Source organism: Pedobacter jeongneungensis, from assembly GCF_000633455.1.
Lineage (GTDB): Bacteria > Bacteroidota > Bacteroidia > Sphingobacteriales > Sphingobacteriaceae > Pedobacter > Pedobacter jeongneungensis_A.
The window spans coordinates 204,918-220,735 of record NZ_AYMG01000013.1 but is presented as its reverse complement, the minus strand read 5'-3'; the positions used below and the strand labels follow the sequence as shown (position 1 = coordinate 220,735).

The following is a 15,818-nucleotide window of genomic DNA, read 5'->3' as shown; positions in this document are numbered from 1 at the left end:
AATAGCAGGTAAGCAAAGGAAATTCATCCCAATCAACTATTTACTAACCAAAAAGAACCACATGAAAAAAAGATCACTTCACCTACCAAAATATATGGCTATCGCTGTATTATTTTTGGCGTCCGCCTGCAGTAAAATGGAGAATGGCTTATCCAGCCAAACCGGAGATCAAAGCTTTACAGTTCCAAAAATCGCTACCATATCGTCGGCAAACCTCAACTATGGCGATACGATTTTGAACGTTACATACGAAAACGGGGCGCTCAACTCTGGCATCACAGGCATAAACCCAACCAACGCAACCGCATCAGATGCAGCTTATATTATATCACCAGGCGCTACAACGCCAAACCATGGAATAGCACACAAAGTAGTATATGGTGATTCGGGCTATAATTCTGACGGCAATTGGAGAAGTGAAAGTGATGCCCAACAGATTATCGCTGCGCGTTATTTCCCCGGCGATGAACGCCGATATGAGTTCAGCGTATTGCTGAAAGACTGGCCGGTTTGGAATCAGGGTGATCCCACCAATGAAAGCAATGTTTTTCAGCTCAAAGTATCTGGCGGCGAAAATGTGCCTTTAATGATACGTGCACAAAGAAATGCTATACGCATTAGGTATCAGGATGTATCTACTAAAGATATTGTTACCAACCTGCAGCCCTACGTAAACCAATGGATCCAGTTTAGAATAGATGTACTATGGGCCACCACCACTACCGGTTATATGAGAACTTATATGAAACTGCCGGGCCAAAGCGATTTTGTTTTGGTAGATGAAAAAACAAACTACGCTTCGTTTACAGGCGACGTGAGCAACGGCAACTTCGGCTACATTAAATGGGGTTTATATGTAGTGCCACCCAACAGTACCCGTACCGTTTATCATGATGATATCAGGATCATTAATCTTAATCAGGCACCCACTGCTACCGGGCTGATATGGGGAAACAGCGTTCCTGATGCTAATCCAGCCTATTTAGATGGCCCCTACACCATTGCATCAAATTTGACCAATCCTACTGCTTACAACAATACCAGCCATGTTTATATCCATCCCAAGATCAAATACCAGGCTTCTCAAAATATTGTATATGTTAACAGTACCAGTCCTGCGCCAAACCCGGCTGATAATGTTGTGGGTACGCCACGTTCTGATTTTTCACGTTCAACGTTGTCGGCATCGGGTATATCAAGTGGTGCACCTGGCCCGGGCGGGCGTTACCTGGTGGCGGGCTGGGCAAATGCGACATCAGCAACAACACCGTCAGCATTTGACCCGACAGAATACTATGAATTTTATTTAGAGCCTAAAAGTGGTTATTATTTTAATTTCAGTGACGTTAAATTCACTGTACTAAGGGGCGGCGCCACACATCCTAATACATTTGTGCTCCGCTCCAGCGTAGATAATTTCGCTACCAATATTTCAGCCCCAGTTACCATTAGTGGTACGACTACAGCAACATCGATATCATTCAATGCATCGGTGCTTAGCAATATCACTACACCGGTTACCTTTAGGTTATATGCTTATGGGGCTACCGCAACCAGTGGAAACACCAGTGTTGGTGTTAATGATTTCCAGGTAAACGGACAGGTTTTAGCAACGCCTTAAATGATCAGTTAGAATTAAAATCCCAATATAATTTGGTAATTAAAACGGGCAATGGAAATATCCATTGCCCGTTTTAATATTTTGGTAACCTATTTCGCCAACATTCTTCTTAAAATCTATTTAAATACATTTTTCGGTACTGCTCCCGTCCATGCATCCGGTAGTTTAGTTAAGCCAAAAATTTTGGCCAGAACCAAGCTTGTATTTTTGTTACTGTTAAAAGAAGTAATTAATCCTCCTTTTTTGATCTGAGGTCCCGTAATGGCCCAGGGCACCTGCATTTCTGCCATCGATATGCCACCATGACCTTTATTTATTCCTCCATGATCGGTAATCAACAGGATATGCATATCCTTATAAATTCCGTCGGCCTTTAATTTTTCAATTAATGCGCCTATTGCAATATCTGCTTCTTCAATTGCTTTAATGTATTCGGGAGTCATCCATCCAAAACCATGGCCGGCATGATCGGTGTGCACACTGTATAAAAAGGTAAGTGTAGGGTTTTGCTTATTCTTTACCATAAATTCGAAAGCTTTCTGGTAATTGTCTTTGTATTCGTCTTTTTCTTCGAACGATACCTCATCAAGGTACTTTTTGTTAATGGGATTGATCAGTTCTTTCCAGTTGTAATAATAAGCTGTTTTAGCTGAAGGTATGGTTTCTTTCAATACTTTGAATATCGATGGATAATAACCATCCTGATCGGTTTCTAAAGGCTGTAAAGTGTGTTTTTCCAATGTCCAGTCGTTCGCTGTGATACCATGTTCCTCAGGACCCGAACCGGTTAAATGACTCGTCCAGTTAGGTAAAGTAACCGATGGCATAACCGGTCTGGTGGTTAAAGAAAGTACACCATCTGCAAATAACTTATCCAGGTTAGGATGTTTTGCCGTTTTATAACCTTCTGCACTAAAGCCATCCAGGCCAATAATTAATACATGTACCTGTTTGCGTTGCGCCATAGCCGAAAATGACAGCAGGGATAACACCATCACTTTGATAAAAATTGTTCTCATAAATAAATCTCCTGATATAAATTGGTATGGTAAATATAAATCAGAGCACATCAAACCGTAGTTTATGGCGCTACGCAAAGTTTAACCAAAGTTTTGTATAGCCAAATCAGCTTATATACAAATGATTAATTAAATCTTGGTATCCAAATGGACCATCTGATCATCCTTAAAATAAATTACCATACATAATTACTAAACATTTGTTTATTTATATTAAACAAATGGTAAAATAATTGTTATCAATATCATTTATCTAAAGAATGCCATTAAATCAGAAATCTGCCTGGTTTACAGAAAAGGGTTATTTTTCCTGTACACTACAAGCAGAATAGTAGATTGCATTAATCCGGTCATAAAATGTCGTTTTTTTTATTTTTAACCTGTACATACCAACAAAACAAATCAACATATCCACCTATATTAAAGCACTTTAGACGTACAAAAATTTACACTCCTTTTGTATGGCAGCTTCTTGTTTAGGTTAAGATCTTATGATTATTTTTATAAAAGTCAACAACTTTTAACCAACCCAATAAATGACCAAAAAACATTTTATATTCTCTCTCCTGTTCATGGCTGTGAGATTAAGCAGCTTTGCCCAACAAACCATAGAAATTGCCACCAAAAACAATGTACTTATTTTAGAAACTGATAAAGATAATACGCTCCTATCAACCTATATTGGCAAAAAGCTTGAAAATACAGCTGAATATCCTGGCATCCAGGCATTAGATAAATACAAACCGGGGTCTGACGACCTTTTGAATAAACGCGAAGCTTATATTGCTTCAGGATCGCTAAACCTCATGGAACCGGCATTAACAGTAAGTCATGCCGATGGAAATAAATCAACAGTACTTACATTCTCTGAAGTAAAAACCGAACAGCTCGATCAGAACAGGAAATTAACCAGCATTGTGCTAAAAGACCAGAAATATAAATTTCAGGTGACTTTAAAATACCTGGCCTATTTTAACGAAAACGTAATCGAACAATGGGCAGAAATTGAGCATCACGAAAAAGGAAACGTTGTGCTGTACAAATATGCTTCGGCAAACCTTACCCTGAGCGGCCGGAAATTTTTTCTAAAAAACCAATATAGCGGTGCCACACGCGAAATGCGGTCAGAAGAACAACAGTTGCTCCATGGCATCAAAACCATCGATTCGAAACTGGGTACCCGAACAAACCTGCTCCATTCCTCTTCTTTTATGGTTTCGATTGATCAGCCCGCTACCGAAGATATGGGCGAAGTAATTGCAGGCTCACTGGCCTGGACAGGAAATTTTAAACTCGATTTTGAAACTTTTGATGAATACTATTTAAGGATTACTGCAGGCATCAACAATTTTTCGTCGGATTATACCTTAAAAGCAGGTGAAAATTTTATCACTCCGCGTTTTGTATATACCTATTCATCAGAAGGAAAAGGTTTGGCGAGCAGGAATCTGCAAAACTGGGCCCGAAACTACCAGTTATTGAATGGAAAGGGTGAAAGATCTACCATTTTAAACAATTGGGAAACCACTTATTTCGATTTTAATGATGAGAAACTGAATGAACTGACGAAAGACACTAAAAAATTGGGTGTTGATGTTTTTTTATTGGATGATGGCTGGTTTGGCAATAAATACCCGCGTAACGGTTCAACTTCGGGTTTGGTCGATTGGCAGTATAACAGGCAAAAACTGAAAAACGGCATCAGCACTTTGGGCAAGGAAGCCACCGCTAATGGTGTAAAATTCGGGATCTGGATAGAGCCGGAAATGGTTAATCCCAAAAGTGAACTTTACGAAAATCATCCTGACTGGATCATCAGGCAGCTGGAAAGAAAAGAATATTACATGCGCAACCAACTGGTGCTCGATTTAACCAACCCGAAGGTTCAGGATTTTATTTATAAAACCGTTGATGATATTTTTAAGGAGGTGCCGGAACTTGCCTTTATTAAATGGGACTGCAATTCGCTGATCTACAATGCCAACTCGCCTACCTTAAAAAACCAGGATCATTTTTACATCGAATACATCAGGGGATTGAACAGTGTGCTGGAAAGGATCAGAAAAAAATACCCTAAAACACCGATGATGCTATGTGCAGGCGGAGGCTCGAGGGTTGATTATGCCGCACTTAAATACTTTACTGAATTTTGGCCCAGCGATAATACCAATCCTTACGACCGTATCTTTATTCAGTGGGAATATTCTTATTACTTCCCTTCTGTGGCAGTTGACAACCACATTACCGACATGGGTAAACAACCCATTAAATTTAAAACGGATGTGGCCATGATGGGCAAACTGGGCTACGATGTACGCGTAAATGAACTGAGTAAAAACGACCTACTCTTTAGCCAGAATGCCGTAAAAACCTACAATAGCTTTAAAGATATTGTTTGGCATGGCCAACAGTACCGTTTGCAGGATCCTTATGAAAATAAAATTGCCTCAATTGCATATATAAACGATGCTAAAGATCAGGCGATTGTTTTTAATTATCATGTAGCTACGCTTTTTACCAATGGGGTAATATTACCGATCAAATTGAAGGGTCTTGATCCGGCTAAAAAATACAAAATAGAAGAAATCAACCTTTATCCAGGCACCAAATCGCCAATTGACAGCGCTAAAGTGTATTCTGGTGATTTTTTAATGAAAGTTGGTTTTAATCCCGAAGTTAACGCCTACAGAACAAGTGTGGTGTTAAAAGTACAGGCGTTAAACTAAAAAATTAATGATTAATTACTAAGGGTGCCTGTTTAAATAATCTGATAACGGTTCCTTCGTAAAAAAACAGATCGGCCCAACTAAAAAATAAATTATTGAGCCTGTTAAAAGAACAGGCAGACCCCCGCGTTTTTGGCAAAGGCAGCCAATTTGACCAATATAAATATGCGAACAAAAGAGGTGTAAATTTTTACGACCGATACTTAAAAAAAGATACTACATTACGCTGGGGATGGGTAAATGATACTGATTTTCAGGATATTTCAAAAACTGAACGTGCTAAAAAAGCGAGGAATAAATAGCATTTAAAAAAAGGCACTACATCATAAATATAGAATTGTCATCCTGAGCTTGTCGAAGGACCTGCCAAAACACCATCTAAGGCATTTCGACAGGCTAAACGTGACAATTTTAGAAAAAAAAGTTTTATGACACAACCTCTATTGAATAGAATTTAATACAAACCCAGTTCAGATAAGGCTGCGTACTGCGTTCCATCCCAGGCATTATTGGCAATAACTTTAAAATAGCGGAAGGTTTTAGGTGAACCGAAACCAAAATATTGCGTAGCACTGTTATTGGCAGCCTGTTTGCTGAAAACACTGGTAAAATTAGTTCCATCACTACTGATCAATAACTCGAAATCTTTGATGGCCCTGCTGGCTCCCGCTCTTTGGGTAAGCGATAATCCGCCGTTTACTGTTTTAGCTGATCCCAGATCGATGGTGAGGTAATGCGGATAGCTTGCCGCATTGGACGACCAACGTGAGTGCCAGAAGGTTGAGGTTGACCCATCTATTACATTGATGGCTTTACCATCTTCACCGGTTTCCTGTGAACTGAAACCTGCAACAGACCAGCCTGTTTTTGACAATTCAGTTTTGGTCGAAAAATCGAGCACCGGTATACCATTTTGAAAGGTATAGGCATACACCGTTTCATTGATGATCCCGTTATCGTGTACCAGTTTTACTTTAAGTTCGTATGGAATTCCATTTGTTTTATTCTCCAGTTCGGCTATCGGCATCACTACCCTAAAACTATCTGTTCCAATTGGTGAAGATGCCCAGGTAATGGCATTATAATCTTTATTGGTACCTGTACCCTCGTTATTTTCGTTTGGATCGTTATAGTAAAGCACCTTGTTTACCGTACCGCTGCTGGTGTATTTTCCAGACACCACAATAGCCCCTAAACCAGCATCGTAACTGGCATAAATCCGTTTTACTGCAGAGGTTATTGCGCCATAATAGCTTTTACTATCGTTGTTAAATGCTTCGCAGGCATTAAATATAGCTGCTTCTGCATCAGTCAGGAAACTTGGCCTAACTTCTAAATAATAATTGCTCAGCCACATCATCGGCATTTTATAATTGGTGTTGGTACCGTTTGCATAAATATTCTGCGAAACCCACTGCCTGTCGTGCGGCGCATTAAAGGCGTGGCCAAGCTCGTGCATCATCCCGCCAACCCATTTGGCAAAGTTGTTTCGGCCAGTATTTAACACCCCTTTTAAAGCCATGTTCATATAAGGATTATCGTTAGCAAAGCAGTAACGGCCATAGCCATAAAAAGGCTGTACCCCTTCTAATGGTTGCGGGCCTTCGGTGCTATTGTTATCGTAGCCAAATGCAGGCACTAAAATGAGTACGTGGTTACTGGTTTTTAATCCGGGATGGGAAGCAAAATAGGCATCAATCTCGGTGGTATAGGCCGAACCGTTTGTGCCATAACTTGCTTTCGGGTTGGCAGCCCTGATCAGCACAATTTCTGCATTTCCGGTTGTTCCATCCTGTTTTAAGCCAAAGGTTTTAAAGCCATAGCCCGCATTGTTCATGGCCGTTCCATACCAGTTTTGGGCGTATAACATTACATCGCTCAAACGTTTTTTCCAGTTGGGCAGCGTATCCAGATCGGACGGAATAAAATAAACGATAGCCAGATTCCTGGTCTGCGTAATAATTGAAGAAGTAGTAGCCGTTTTCTTTGGCCCTGTGGTTTCGCCCCCTTCGGGGGCAATTACTGCTTTTTTACATGATGATGCAAAAAGTAATGCAGCGCATAGTAAAGTTAAAAGGGTTGTGGTTTTTTTCATTGGTAGATTGGTTCGTTTTAGTTTTTCCTGAAAAAATTATAGCCCTAACATTTTTAAATTTTCAGACACCCTAAGTTAAGGCCAACAAATACAGAATTATATTTTAACCGATACAAATAGAAAACAAAACCACGAACACTTAATAAATTATAAATCAGGCAATTATATAAAAAATTAAAAATAATGGACAAATAACAAGTTAACTAATAAAAGAATTATGGTTTCATCTAAAATAACTAAGGAAAATAATCAGAAAATTTCTTTGGTAGATAAATCCTGTAATTTGGGGGAAACAGCCTTACCAATACCGCTAAATAAAATTTTGATACCCATCACCTTACCTATAGATTTTTCATAGCCGGTAGAGAGTACTTTTTTACCGTTCAGCATTACCGAAGCCTTTTTATTAACCACCCTGATTTCTATATCACCTCCGTTACTTGGGTCAAAAGCCAATGCGCCTAAAAACTGTTCAGCCCCGATGACCCTTTTCTCCGAAAATTTATACTGAGAAAAAGCCACACAATTGCTTCTGTTAAGCGTTAGAAGATGACGGTGTTTTTCGCCCAAAATAATAACCGTGGTTTCTACACACTGTGTGCCCGGGCGGCTCTGCTCCGAAAAAACCCGACAGGTAAAAGAAAAATTATCGCCACTGATATTGGAAGGTTTTATATTACTAAAACCCACTAAAAAAGGTTTATTGGTCGCTAATCCGGCAGAATCCAATTGTTCTTTCGAAACATAAATGTTTTCAGGGTTTAAAGCCTTAAGTCCGGCAATAGGGAATGCCCTTGAGGTATCGTTACCAGAATTGGCTACCCATCCCTTTGTTTGCATATAAACCGAAACGGTATCTATCGGCTTATCGTGATATAAAAGTGTGGCATATACTACACCGGGGTTTCTGAAAAACTTGGCAATTTCTTTTTTACCACTTATGGGCGACTGAAGTGCTTCGTCCATAAAGTCGATCTTAAATTCTTCATCACTATCCTGCGGTAACTTCGACTTTAATTTAAATACGGCAGTATGTGGCACATTACCGAAAGGATTTTCGCAGATCAATTTTGTATCGGAAACCGTATCTACTGATTTCAAAATAAAAAAGCCACCAATCAAAACGAGCAATAAAAAAGCAGCAATGCCTGTATAAATATATTTTCTCCGGTTTTTTTGCGGTGCTTTGGGCGAAATTTCTTTTTCAGACTGAGAAATAACCGGTTTTGGCTTTGCCTCAACAGGTTGCACTGAATTTACAAGCTCAAATTCCTGCCAATCGCGGTAACCAATAAACTGCGCCAGGGCATCCCGGGTAGCCTTTTGTGGAAAATATCTTTGTGGCGTTTTCAATTGACCAAACAATCTTTTAAGTGTATTTACACTTAAATATACCTTGGTTTGTTTGCCTAACTGACTGCTCAGTCTGTTATAATCAGATACACGCCATTCTTGGATTGCTGTTGAGTCCATTTTCCGGGCAATAATCCTGCAACAGATATCAAGGGCCTCAAAGCCAGATTGGTTGCTCGGCTGTACAGAATTAGGCTCCATCACTTATTCAATTTGTATCGGTTAGGGACTATTTACAACGCCAGTTCAAAAACCTTTAAAAATAGTATTTGTAAACTTTGTTTACAAACATATAAATAACGATTTAGATAGTCTTACACAAATTTGCTTTTTTTTAACCGTTTATTAACGATATATAATAACTTGTTTTATTCCATTTAGAAATCAACACTAGCCATTATCGTTTTTATCCTTTTCAGGGTAATGCAAGTGTATATCCTGTTGTGCAAATGGAATATCGATATTATTAGCTTTAAAAGCCTTATTAATAGCTATAATCAGGTCGCTACGCGTGGGTAAAGCTTCAGCAATGTATTTTGTCCAGAAATATATCTTTAAATCGATGGCACTGTTTCCAAATTGTTCATATTGGACTATCGGAGCAGGACTTTTTAAAATACGTTCTTCGCTTTCCAATATATCTTTAAGCAGTTGTCTGCATTTCTCCAGGTCAGTATGGTAAGCTATTCCAATTACAATCGAAATTCTTTTCCTGTTGCCGCCCAGCGACCAATTGATTAAATGTGAATTGAGCAGATCGCCATTGGGCATGACCACATCGGCACCATCCCAGGTGGCAATGATACTGCTTCTAAAACCGATCGATTTCATGGTACCACCCTGCCCGTCCACATCAACAATATCGCCAACGTTTACCGGTTTTTCGAAAGCAATGATCAAACCGCTCACCAGGTTATTTACCAATGTTTGCAATCCAAAACCGATACCAACGCCCAAAGCACTTAAAACAATGGTAAAACGGTCCATTGGGATACCTGCAGCGCCTACAGCCAGGAAAAGCCCAAGGCTCAATATCGAAATCCTGACCAATAACAGCCAGCTTCCAATGCCTTGCTTTTTTGATTTATCGCCATGTCCTTTATCCAAATGCCAATCGGAAGCAAAAAAAGATACAATCTTAGAAACAATCACAGAGATAGCCATGATACCAAAAAACAGCACTAAATTATTGATGCTAAAGGTATAATTGCCAATGGTGCGGTCTTCGGTAAAAAACTCAATTAGCGGACGGGACAAGTATGCAAATGCCGGAAAATTACGGCCAAACAAGATAACCCAGCCAATGACCAGAAGCACATAAAACAGCACAGGAGCCCTGCTGCCCACCTTTTCGTAGTTGAGGTAAAACAATTTCCGGTTTGGGCTAGAATATACATTGAATGCAAGCGATAAGCCCTCATTAATCAGCCTAACCGTCCACAGGAAGAGGATGGCAATAACCACATTTAAAAAACCACTGATAAACAACGCTTTTGCAAGGTTATACCTTCCGAACAGATTTGCGACAGTAGCGGCCATTTCCAGTCCCACCATTAAGCCAATTGAGTAGGTGATCCATTTTTCTTTAAGTTCGTTCTTTGGCCCTAAAATTAAAGCAAGTCCTCCGGCAATACAGCCAATCAGCGAACCGCCCAGCATCAGCCACCTTTCCATCCTCGATGCCTGCAGCACCAGGTTACCAAAGGCAGCAAAAAAGAAAAACAGCACCATCAGGAGCCAGATCCGCATCCAATATCCGCTAATGTACTGCTTAAAAATAAAGCTTACACAAATACAGCTAACCAACCACAACATTACATTTAAAATAAACGGCGGCGAAATAAAAATGAACTGAAACAGGCTCATAATAATCAGCAGTGCAGAAAGCAATGGATATTTTAAAACAAGCTGATTTTCAAAACCAAGATTTAAGAGTGACCTTTCGAGGTAGATATTTTTCAGCGAACGCAGGTAAATAAAACAGGTGATGATCAGCAATAGCAAAATAACCATCCTGCCCTGGTTATTTTCCACATAAAAACTAAGTGTAAGTAAACCTTTCACCATTGAATGTGATAAAATCTCATTAAACGGCCTGTAATAACCTTCACGGGCCCAAATATTTCCAAAATCACGTCGATAGGCATTCTCAGCCATAGCTTTTTGATATGATTCTATTTCTTCTAAACTGCTCTGCAACCTAAAAACTGTTAGGTTAACCTGATTGATTAAGGTTTGGATATTACCATTTGCTTCTTTAAGTGCACTATCAATGGGTTTAACTTCGTAAGCAATCACCACAATCTTTTTCAGGTAGCGCATCAGGCTAACAGAATCTTTTGGAAATTTGAACAATGCAGGAATACTGGACAGCGAATCGAGCTGGTAGCGAAAATTGTTTAGTGCAGTTTGGCTGGCATCCAAACCGGCTTTCCGCTTACTTGCCTTATTTTCCAGTTCGAAAAGGATTTTAGAAGTAGCCGTCAAATTCCGGAAGGTTTGTGCCGTTCCGCGATTAACAAAAACACCATCGCCTGCAATCTTAAAATCCGATTCTATTTCTTTCAGTTCCGTTTTTGTTCCTGTAGTATCCAGATTTTTCTTGAGGTAGATTTTTGCTTTTTGCAATACCCGCTTAATCTCATCAAAAATTTTGATCTGTGAAATGGTGGCTTTGTCGGCATCAAAATCCGAGCGACTTTCTTCTGATGATTTCTTTGCAAATTGCTGCATCCGGTCTACAAAACTTTTGGGCAGGCTATCAACAACAGTGCGTTTTAAAGAATCATGTTGCTGGGCACAAAGCTTTATGCTACCAAGAGAGAATATGCTGATCAATAAAAAGAAAAGTAACCTTTGGGATGTCATATATTCAATAATACGAAAAAGCTGAGAGAGCGGCAATTAATTTAGTCGGGAGTCTTTAGTCAAATTAAGTCGTCTTGAATTAATCAACGTAAATCTAATAGCTGAGCATTAAGAAAGTTAAGAAAATTAAGGTATTAGCGATCCACTCGCAAAATTGTTGTCTTGAACGCAGTGAAGGATTTAATTAAAATTTTTACTGTACCGGGTGTGATGATAAAGCCAGTGGTTCTTTGGTTAGGGACCCTTCACTGCGTTCAGGATGACAAACTGGTTGGGAGTCAATTAACGAATTAACATAAACTATGAAGTTTTTTACCATCATTTATCTTTTGTAATTTAGAAGATATGAACATTAGTTATAAAACAGATATTATCCCCGATGCTGAAGAAGTGATTGAATTATTTATTCAAGCGGAACTTAAAAGACCAACTGAGCCTGAAAGGATTGCTTTGATGTTGAAAAATGCAGATTTATTGATAACAGCCTGGCAAAATGATAAACTTGTTGGCATTTGCAGAACCATTACCGATTGGGTTTGGTGCGCTTATTTGGCAGATATTGCTGTATTTCCAGGCTTTAAACAATCAGGAATCGGGAAAGAAATGATTGCCCTAACCCGTGAGAAAATTGGTCCGCAGTGCATGCTTTTATTATTATCGGTACCTGCCGCTTTTGATTATTATCCAAAAGTGGGTTTTAATAAAGAAGATCGTGCTTTTAGTATCGAGCGGGTTTTATAGTCTGGGGTTGAGCGTTTGGAGCCAACAAATGAACTAATGACCAATGAACCAGTTAAGAGTTAGGCGCTTGTATTCAGCTAACCAATTTAAACAATTAACCATACTAACAACCATAGAACCTACAAGTACTTTTTAACAATGGCGATCTTCCGCAATAAATATGCTGTTATCCAACTTAAGGCAAACGACAATAAAAAGACAGTTAAAAATTTAATTGGGACGGGTAAATCAAAGTGCAAAAGCCAAAACTGGATCCAGGTTACAAATACGAAATGGGCCAGGTAAATTAAATAAGCATGTTTACTTAAAGCATCCCACCAAGAAATACTTTTCACAAGGAATTTGCTAAAAACACTGATAAAAGCGATGCATATTAACGTACAGCATAGTACAAATAGCATATTATTAAACTGTTGTATATTAAGTACCTGATTTAAAAATAAGGTACATGTAAAAACAATTATAGCCAATAAACACCATAAGCGATATTGCTTTACAACCGGTGAATTGTTAGAAAAAACTCCTGCATTAAGACTTAACCTTCCTATAACTGCGCCTACTCCAAAATAAGCAAAATAAAGGCTCAAACGGCTAAGCTGAAAATCGAAAGGGCCAAAACCGGTCCAGCTGTAAGGACCAAAATAGCCAGCCATAGGCAGATAAGCTAGCAATCCAATTAAAAAAAGGATCAGGAATTGTTTAAAGAAATTATTTTTTTCATTAAAAACTCCCGATAATAATAAGCCATATTTTGCAGGAAATAACCGATAAATTAATGCCGCTATAAAATTAAATACAAATAACAACCATAAAAACCATGGAGGTCCAACTGGCCAGGCCTCGGTTGTAAAAAAATCTTTAACATAAGCCTCAATATTAGTACTGTTTTTAGCCAGATAAAATGAGGGAAAATAAGCCAGAAGCATTAATAAAGTACCCGGTAATAGAAAAGGGATCAATAACCTTAAAACCTTATCCTTAATAAATAACCAGACTCCTTTTTTATTAATGGTGGTAAAAAAGAAAAGTCCGCCGATTAAAAACATGAGCGACATAAAAAAGGTATCATTAAACCCTACTATATAATCGAGTAAAAACCATCTTTTATTGTCTACAACGGCATGGGTCGACAGAATATAGGCATCTTTATTAAATACAGAAAAAGAGGTATAAGCCAATGCCGAATGATGTGCAACCACTAAAACGGTGATGGTAGCGCGTAAATAATCTACCCATATATTTCTTGAAGATTGATTATCCATATTCTATTGGTTAAGGCTGGTAAGAAATGAAAGTAAATGTAACAGCTTAATAATCATTTAGTATCAAAAAAAGCAATAATCTGTTATTGATCATTTTGGTAAAATTTCGGAAACTATGTATAACAAACACTATCTTGAAATATCAGACAAAACAGTAAAATAATTTACGACCATTTTTATGGAAGAATCAAAAAACGGCATTGGTGCATTTTATGCCAAAACGCAGGCACACTGGCGCCAGTGGCTCGAAAAAAACCATGAAAAAGAAATATCTGTCTGGCTCGTCATCTATAAAAAAGATGCATCAGCAAGCAGTCTTCCACATGCCAATGCAGTTGATGAAGCACTCTGTTTTGGCTGGATAGATAGCTTAACGGTTAAACGCGACGAAGAAAGCCGTTACCAGTTATTCTCGAAAAGAAAAGCGAAAAGCAATTGGAGCGCCATCAATAAAAACAAGGCTTTAGCCATGATCGAAAAGGGGCTAATGCATCCTGCAGGACTAAAAACCATCGAAACAGCTAAAGCTAACGGCATGTGGGATGCCTTAAATGATGTTGAAAACCTGATTGTTCCAGCCGATCTGAAAAAAGAATTTGATGCCAATCCTACTGCCTTTGCCCATTGGGAAAAATTTCCAAAATCGGTTAAAAAAGCAATCTTAAAATGGATTTCGGAAGCAAAACGCGAAGAAACAAGATTAGCCAGGATTAATGAAACGGTTAAGTTAGCTAAGGACAATGTGAGAGTTAAGTGAGTTGGGAGTTAATTACGGATTATTTAGTCCGAAGTCCTTAGTCGGGAGTCTTTAGTCAAATTAACTTTTTTTTAAAAATTAACCAACGCAAATTTAATAGTTGACCATTAAGAAGTTAAGAAAATTAAGGTATTAGCGATCCACGCGCAAAATTGTCATCCTGAACGTAATGAAGATCTAATAAAAAATTTTACTGTATTCAGTGTGATGATAAAGCCAGTGGTTCTTAGCTAAGGGATTCTTCACCGCGTTCAGAATGACAAAATAGGGAGAGGATGGGGCCTTGCCGGCAATTATCCATGAACCATCAACCAATAAACTATTAACCAGTTTGGCATTTAGCACCAGTTAACCAATTTAAACAATTAACCGATTAACCACACTAATCACCAATGAACCAATGAACTCTAACTATTTAGCCTATTCCTGTAGTCCGATGGTTTCATTCCTTTAATCGCCTTAAAAAATTTGTTAAAGTTAGTTGGATTATTGAATCCGCTGGCATAACACACATCGGCAATGGAGTAATCTTCCGATTGAAGTAATTTACAGGCATGCCCCACCCTTATTTCGTTGATAAACTGGGTTAAAGACTTCTGCGACCGCATTTTAAAAAAGCGGCAAAAAGAATTTGGGGTCATATTGCACAATTCAGCTACTTCATTAAGGTGTATATCGTTGTGAAAATTTTTCATTAAAAACTGGTACACCTTATTAATCCGGTTGCTGTCCTTTTCATCGTACTGATTTTTAAAGGTAATGCTTGATAAGTATTTAAAATCTTTTGCCCTGGCGAGTATCTTAATAATTTCGACTACGGCAACGATGTTTTCGAAACCATCATTATCTTCCAAACCGAGTAAAATCGCCTTAACTTTTCTACTGGTATCTTTTTCAAAAGCCAGCCCTCTTGAAGCCCTCGAAACCAGGTCTTCAACTAAGGTTAAAACGCTTTGATCGTCGGTTAGCAATGAAAAAAAATCAATACTGAAATAAATCACGGTAGACTTTACCAGTTTATCCTCAAGGTCTTCATAACTTTTATCGTTCTGCCAGATATGAGGCAGGTTTGGTCCCATCAATACCAGGTCATCATCTTCAAAATTCCCGATATGATCGCCAACAATCCGCTTACCCTGGCTCCGCTCAATCCACACCAGTTCGCACATATCGTGAAAGTGGAAAGAAGAGATCAGCCTATTGTTATCAATGTGTTTGATACGGACGGATTTGTTTCCTGAATGGTTAACATTGATAAGTTCAGACCTCATAAAATATCACAAAAAAACCTAAATAAGTAAACTAAATTAATGATAAATAAGGAATAGTAGTTATTAAGGGTAAAAAAATTTAAGTTTTTCCAAATATAGTTTTAC

The 15,818-nt window shown here is 38.6% G+C and carries 11 protein-coding genes; 5 read left to right on the top strand and 6 right to left on the bottom strand.

The genetic code is table 11. The annotated features are described in order from the left end of the window. Nucleotides 1–61: 61 nt before the first annotated feature. On the top strand, nt 62–1,621 hold the full coding sequence (locus U859_RS31095) for a heparin lyase I family protein (RefSeq protein WP_025143808.1): 1,560 nt from the start codon (nt 62–64) through the stop codon (nt 1,619–1,621). Between the two features lie 116 nt (nt 1,622–1,737). Here U859_RS31095 and U859_RS0113050 read toward each other — a convergent pair whose 3' ends face one another. Beyond that, nucleotides 1,738–2,640: an alkaline phosphatase family protein gene (locus tag U859_RS0113050; protein WP_025143807.1), complete on the bottom strand. Its 903-nt coding sequence runs from the start codon at nt 2,638–2,640 to the stop codon at nt 1,738–1,740. 536 nt (nt 2,641–3,176) lie between these two features. On the opposite strand from U859_RS0113050, the gene U859_RS0113045 reads away from it, so the two are divergent. Both U859_RS0113045 and U859_RS0113040 read left to right on the top strand, forming a co-directional pair. Continuing rightward, nucleotides 3,177–5,366: an alpha-galactosidase gene (locus U859_RS0113045; RefSeq protein WP_025143806.1), complete on the top strand. Its 2,190-nt coding sequence runs from the start codon at nt 3,177–3,179 to the stop codon at nt 5,364–5,366. A 95-nt stretch (nt 5,367–5,461) separates the two neighbouring features. After that, entirely contained in the window at nt 5,462–5,668 is a 207-nt protein-coding gene (locus U859_RS0113040) for a hypothetical protein (RefSeq protein ID WP_025143805.1), read from the top strand. Nucleotides 5,669–5,820: 152 nt separating this feature from the next. On the opposite strand, the gene U859_RS0113035 is transcribed toward U859_RS0113040, so the two are convergent. The 3 genes from U859_RS0113035 to U859_RS0113025 all read right to left on the bottom strand — a co-directional run bounded on the left by U859_RS0113035 (nt 5,821) and on the right by U859_RS0113025 (nt 11,682). Further along, complete coding sequence (locus U859_RS0113035) at nt 5,821–7,461, bottom strand: discoidin domain-containing protein (protein ID WP_025143804.1); 1,641 nt, start codon at nt 7,459–7,461, stop codon at nt 5,821–5,823. A gap of 249 nt (nt 7,462–7,710) precedes the next feature. Beyond that, the gene (locus tag U859_RS0113030; protein ID WP_025143803.1) at nt 7,711–9,015 is read right to left on the bottom strand and encodes a hypothetical protein; all 1,305 of its coding nucleotides are present in this window, start codon (nt 9,013–9,015) and stop codon (nt 7,711–7,713) included. A 189-nt stretch (nt 9,016–9,204) separates the two neighbouring features. Then, nucleotides 9,205–11,682: a mechanosensitive ion channel family protein gene (locus tag U859_RS0113025; RefSeq protein WP_025143802.1), complete on the bottom strand. Its 2,478-nt coding sequence runs from the start codon at nt 11,680–11,682 to the stop codon at nt 9,205–9,207. Nucleotides 11,683–12,027: 345 nt separating this feature from the next. Between U859_RS0113025 and U859_RS0113020 the strand changes: the two genes are divergently transcribed. Further along, nucleotides 12,028–12,423: a GNAT family N-acetyltransferase gene (locus U859_RS0113020; protein ID WP_025143801.1), complete on the top strand. Its 396-nt coding sequence runs from the start codon at nt 12,028–12,030 to the stop codon at nt 12,421–12,423. A 119-nt stretch (nt 12,424–12,542) separates the two neighbouring features. On the opposite strand, the gene U859_RS0113015 is transcribed toward U859_RS0113020, so the two are convergent. Then, complete coding sequence (locus U859_RS0113015; protein WP_025143800.1) at nt 12,543–13,685, bottom strand: acyltransferase family protein; 1,143 nt, start codon at nt 13,683–13,685, stop codon at nt 12,543–12,545. Nucleotides 13,686–13,863: 178 nt separating this feature from the next. Between U859_RS0113015 and U859_RS0113010 the strand changes: the two genes are divergently transcribed. Then, the gene (locus U859_RS0113010; protein WP_025143799.1) at nt 13,864–14,442 is read left to right on the top strand and encodes a YdeI/OmpD-associated family protein; all 579 of its coding nucleotides are present in this window, start codon (nt 13,864–13,866) and stop codon (nt 14,440–14,442) included. A gap of 407 nt (nt 14,443–14,849) precedes the next feature. On the opposite strand, the gene U859_RS0113005 is transcribed toward U859_RS0113010, so the two are convergent. After that, nucleotides 14,850–15,713: an AraC family transcriptional regulator gene (locus U859_RS0113005; protein WP_025143798.1), complete on the bottom strand. Its 864-nt coding sequence runs from the start codon at nt 15,711–15,713 to the stop codon at nt 14,850–14,852. Nucleotides 15,714–15,818 lie beyond the last annotated feature (105 nt).

Bases quoted from the DNA above. Each gene is read 5' to 3' on its own strand.
- U859_RS0113015 (WP_025143800.1), bottom strand. From the start codon at position 13,685: ATGGATAATCAATCTTCAAGAAATATATGGGTAGATTATTTACGCGCT.
- U859_RS0113035 (WP_025143804.1), bottom strand. From the start codon at position 7,461: ATGAAAAAAACCACAACCCTTTTAACTTTACTATGCGCTGCATTACTT.
- U859_RS0113005 (WP_025143798.1), bottom strand. From the start codon at position 15,713: ATGAGGTCTGAACTTATCAATGTTAACCATTCAGGAAACAAATCCGTC.
- U859_RS0113050 (WP_025143807.1), bottom strand. From the start codon at position 2,640: ATGAGAACAATTTTTATCAAAGTGATGGTGTTATCCCTGCTGTCATTT.
- U859_RS0113025 (WP_025143802.1), bottom strand. From the start codon at position 11,682: ATGACATCCCAAAGGTTACTTTTCTTTTTATTGATCAGCATATTCTCT.
- U859_RS0113045 (WP_025143806.1), top strand. From the start codon at position 3,177: ATGACCAAAAAACATTTTATATTCTCTCTCCTGTTCATGGCTGTGAGA.
- U859_RS0113010 (WP_025143799.1), top strand. From the start codon at position 13,864: ATGGAAGAATCAAAAAACGGCATTGGTGCATTTTATGCCAAAACGCAG.
- U859_RS0113020 (WP_025143801.1), top strand. From the start codon at position 12,028: ATGAACATTAGTTATAAAACAGATATTATCCCCGATGCTGAAGAAGTG.
- U859_RS31095 (WP_025143808.1), top strand. From the start codon at position 62: ATGAAAAAAAGATCACTTCACCTACCAAAATATATGGCTATCGCTGTA.
- U859_RS0113030 (WP_025143803.1), bottom strand. From the start codon at position 9,015: ATGGAGCCTAATTCTGTACAGCCGAGCAACCAATCTGGCTTTGAGGCC.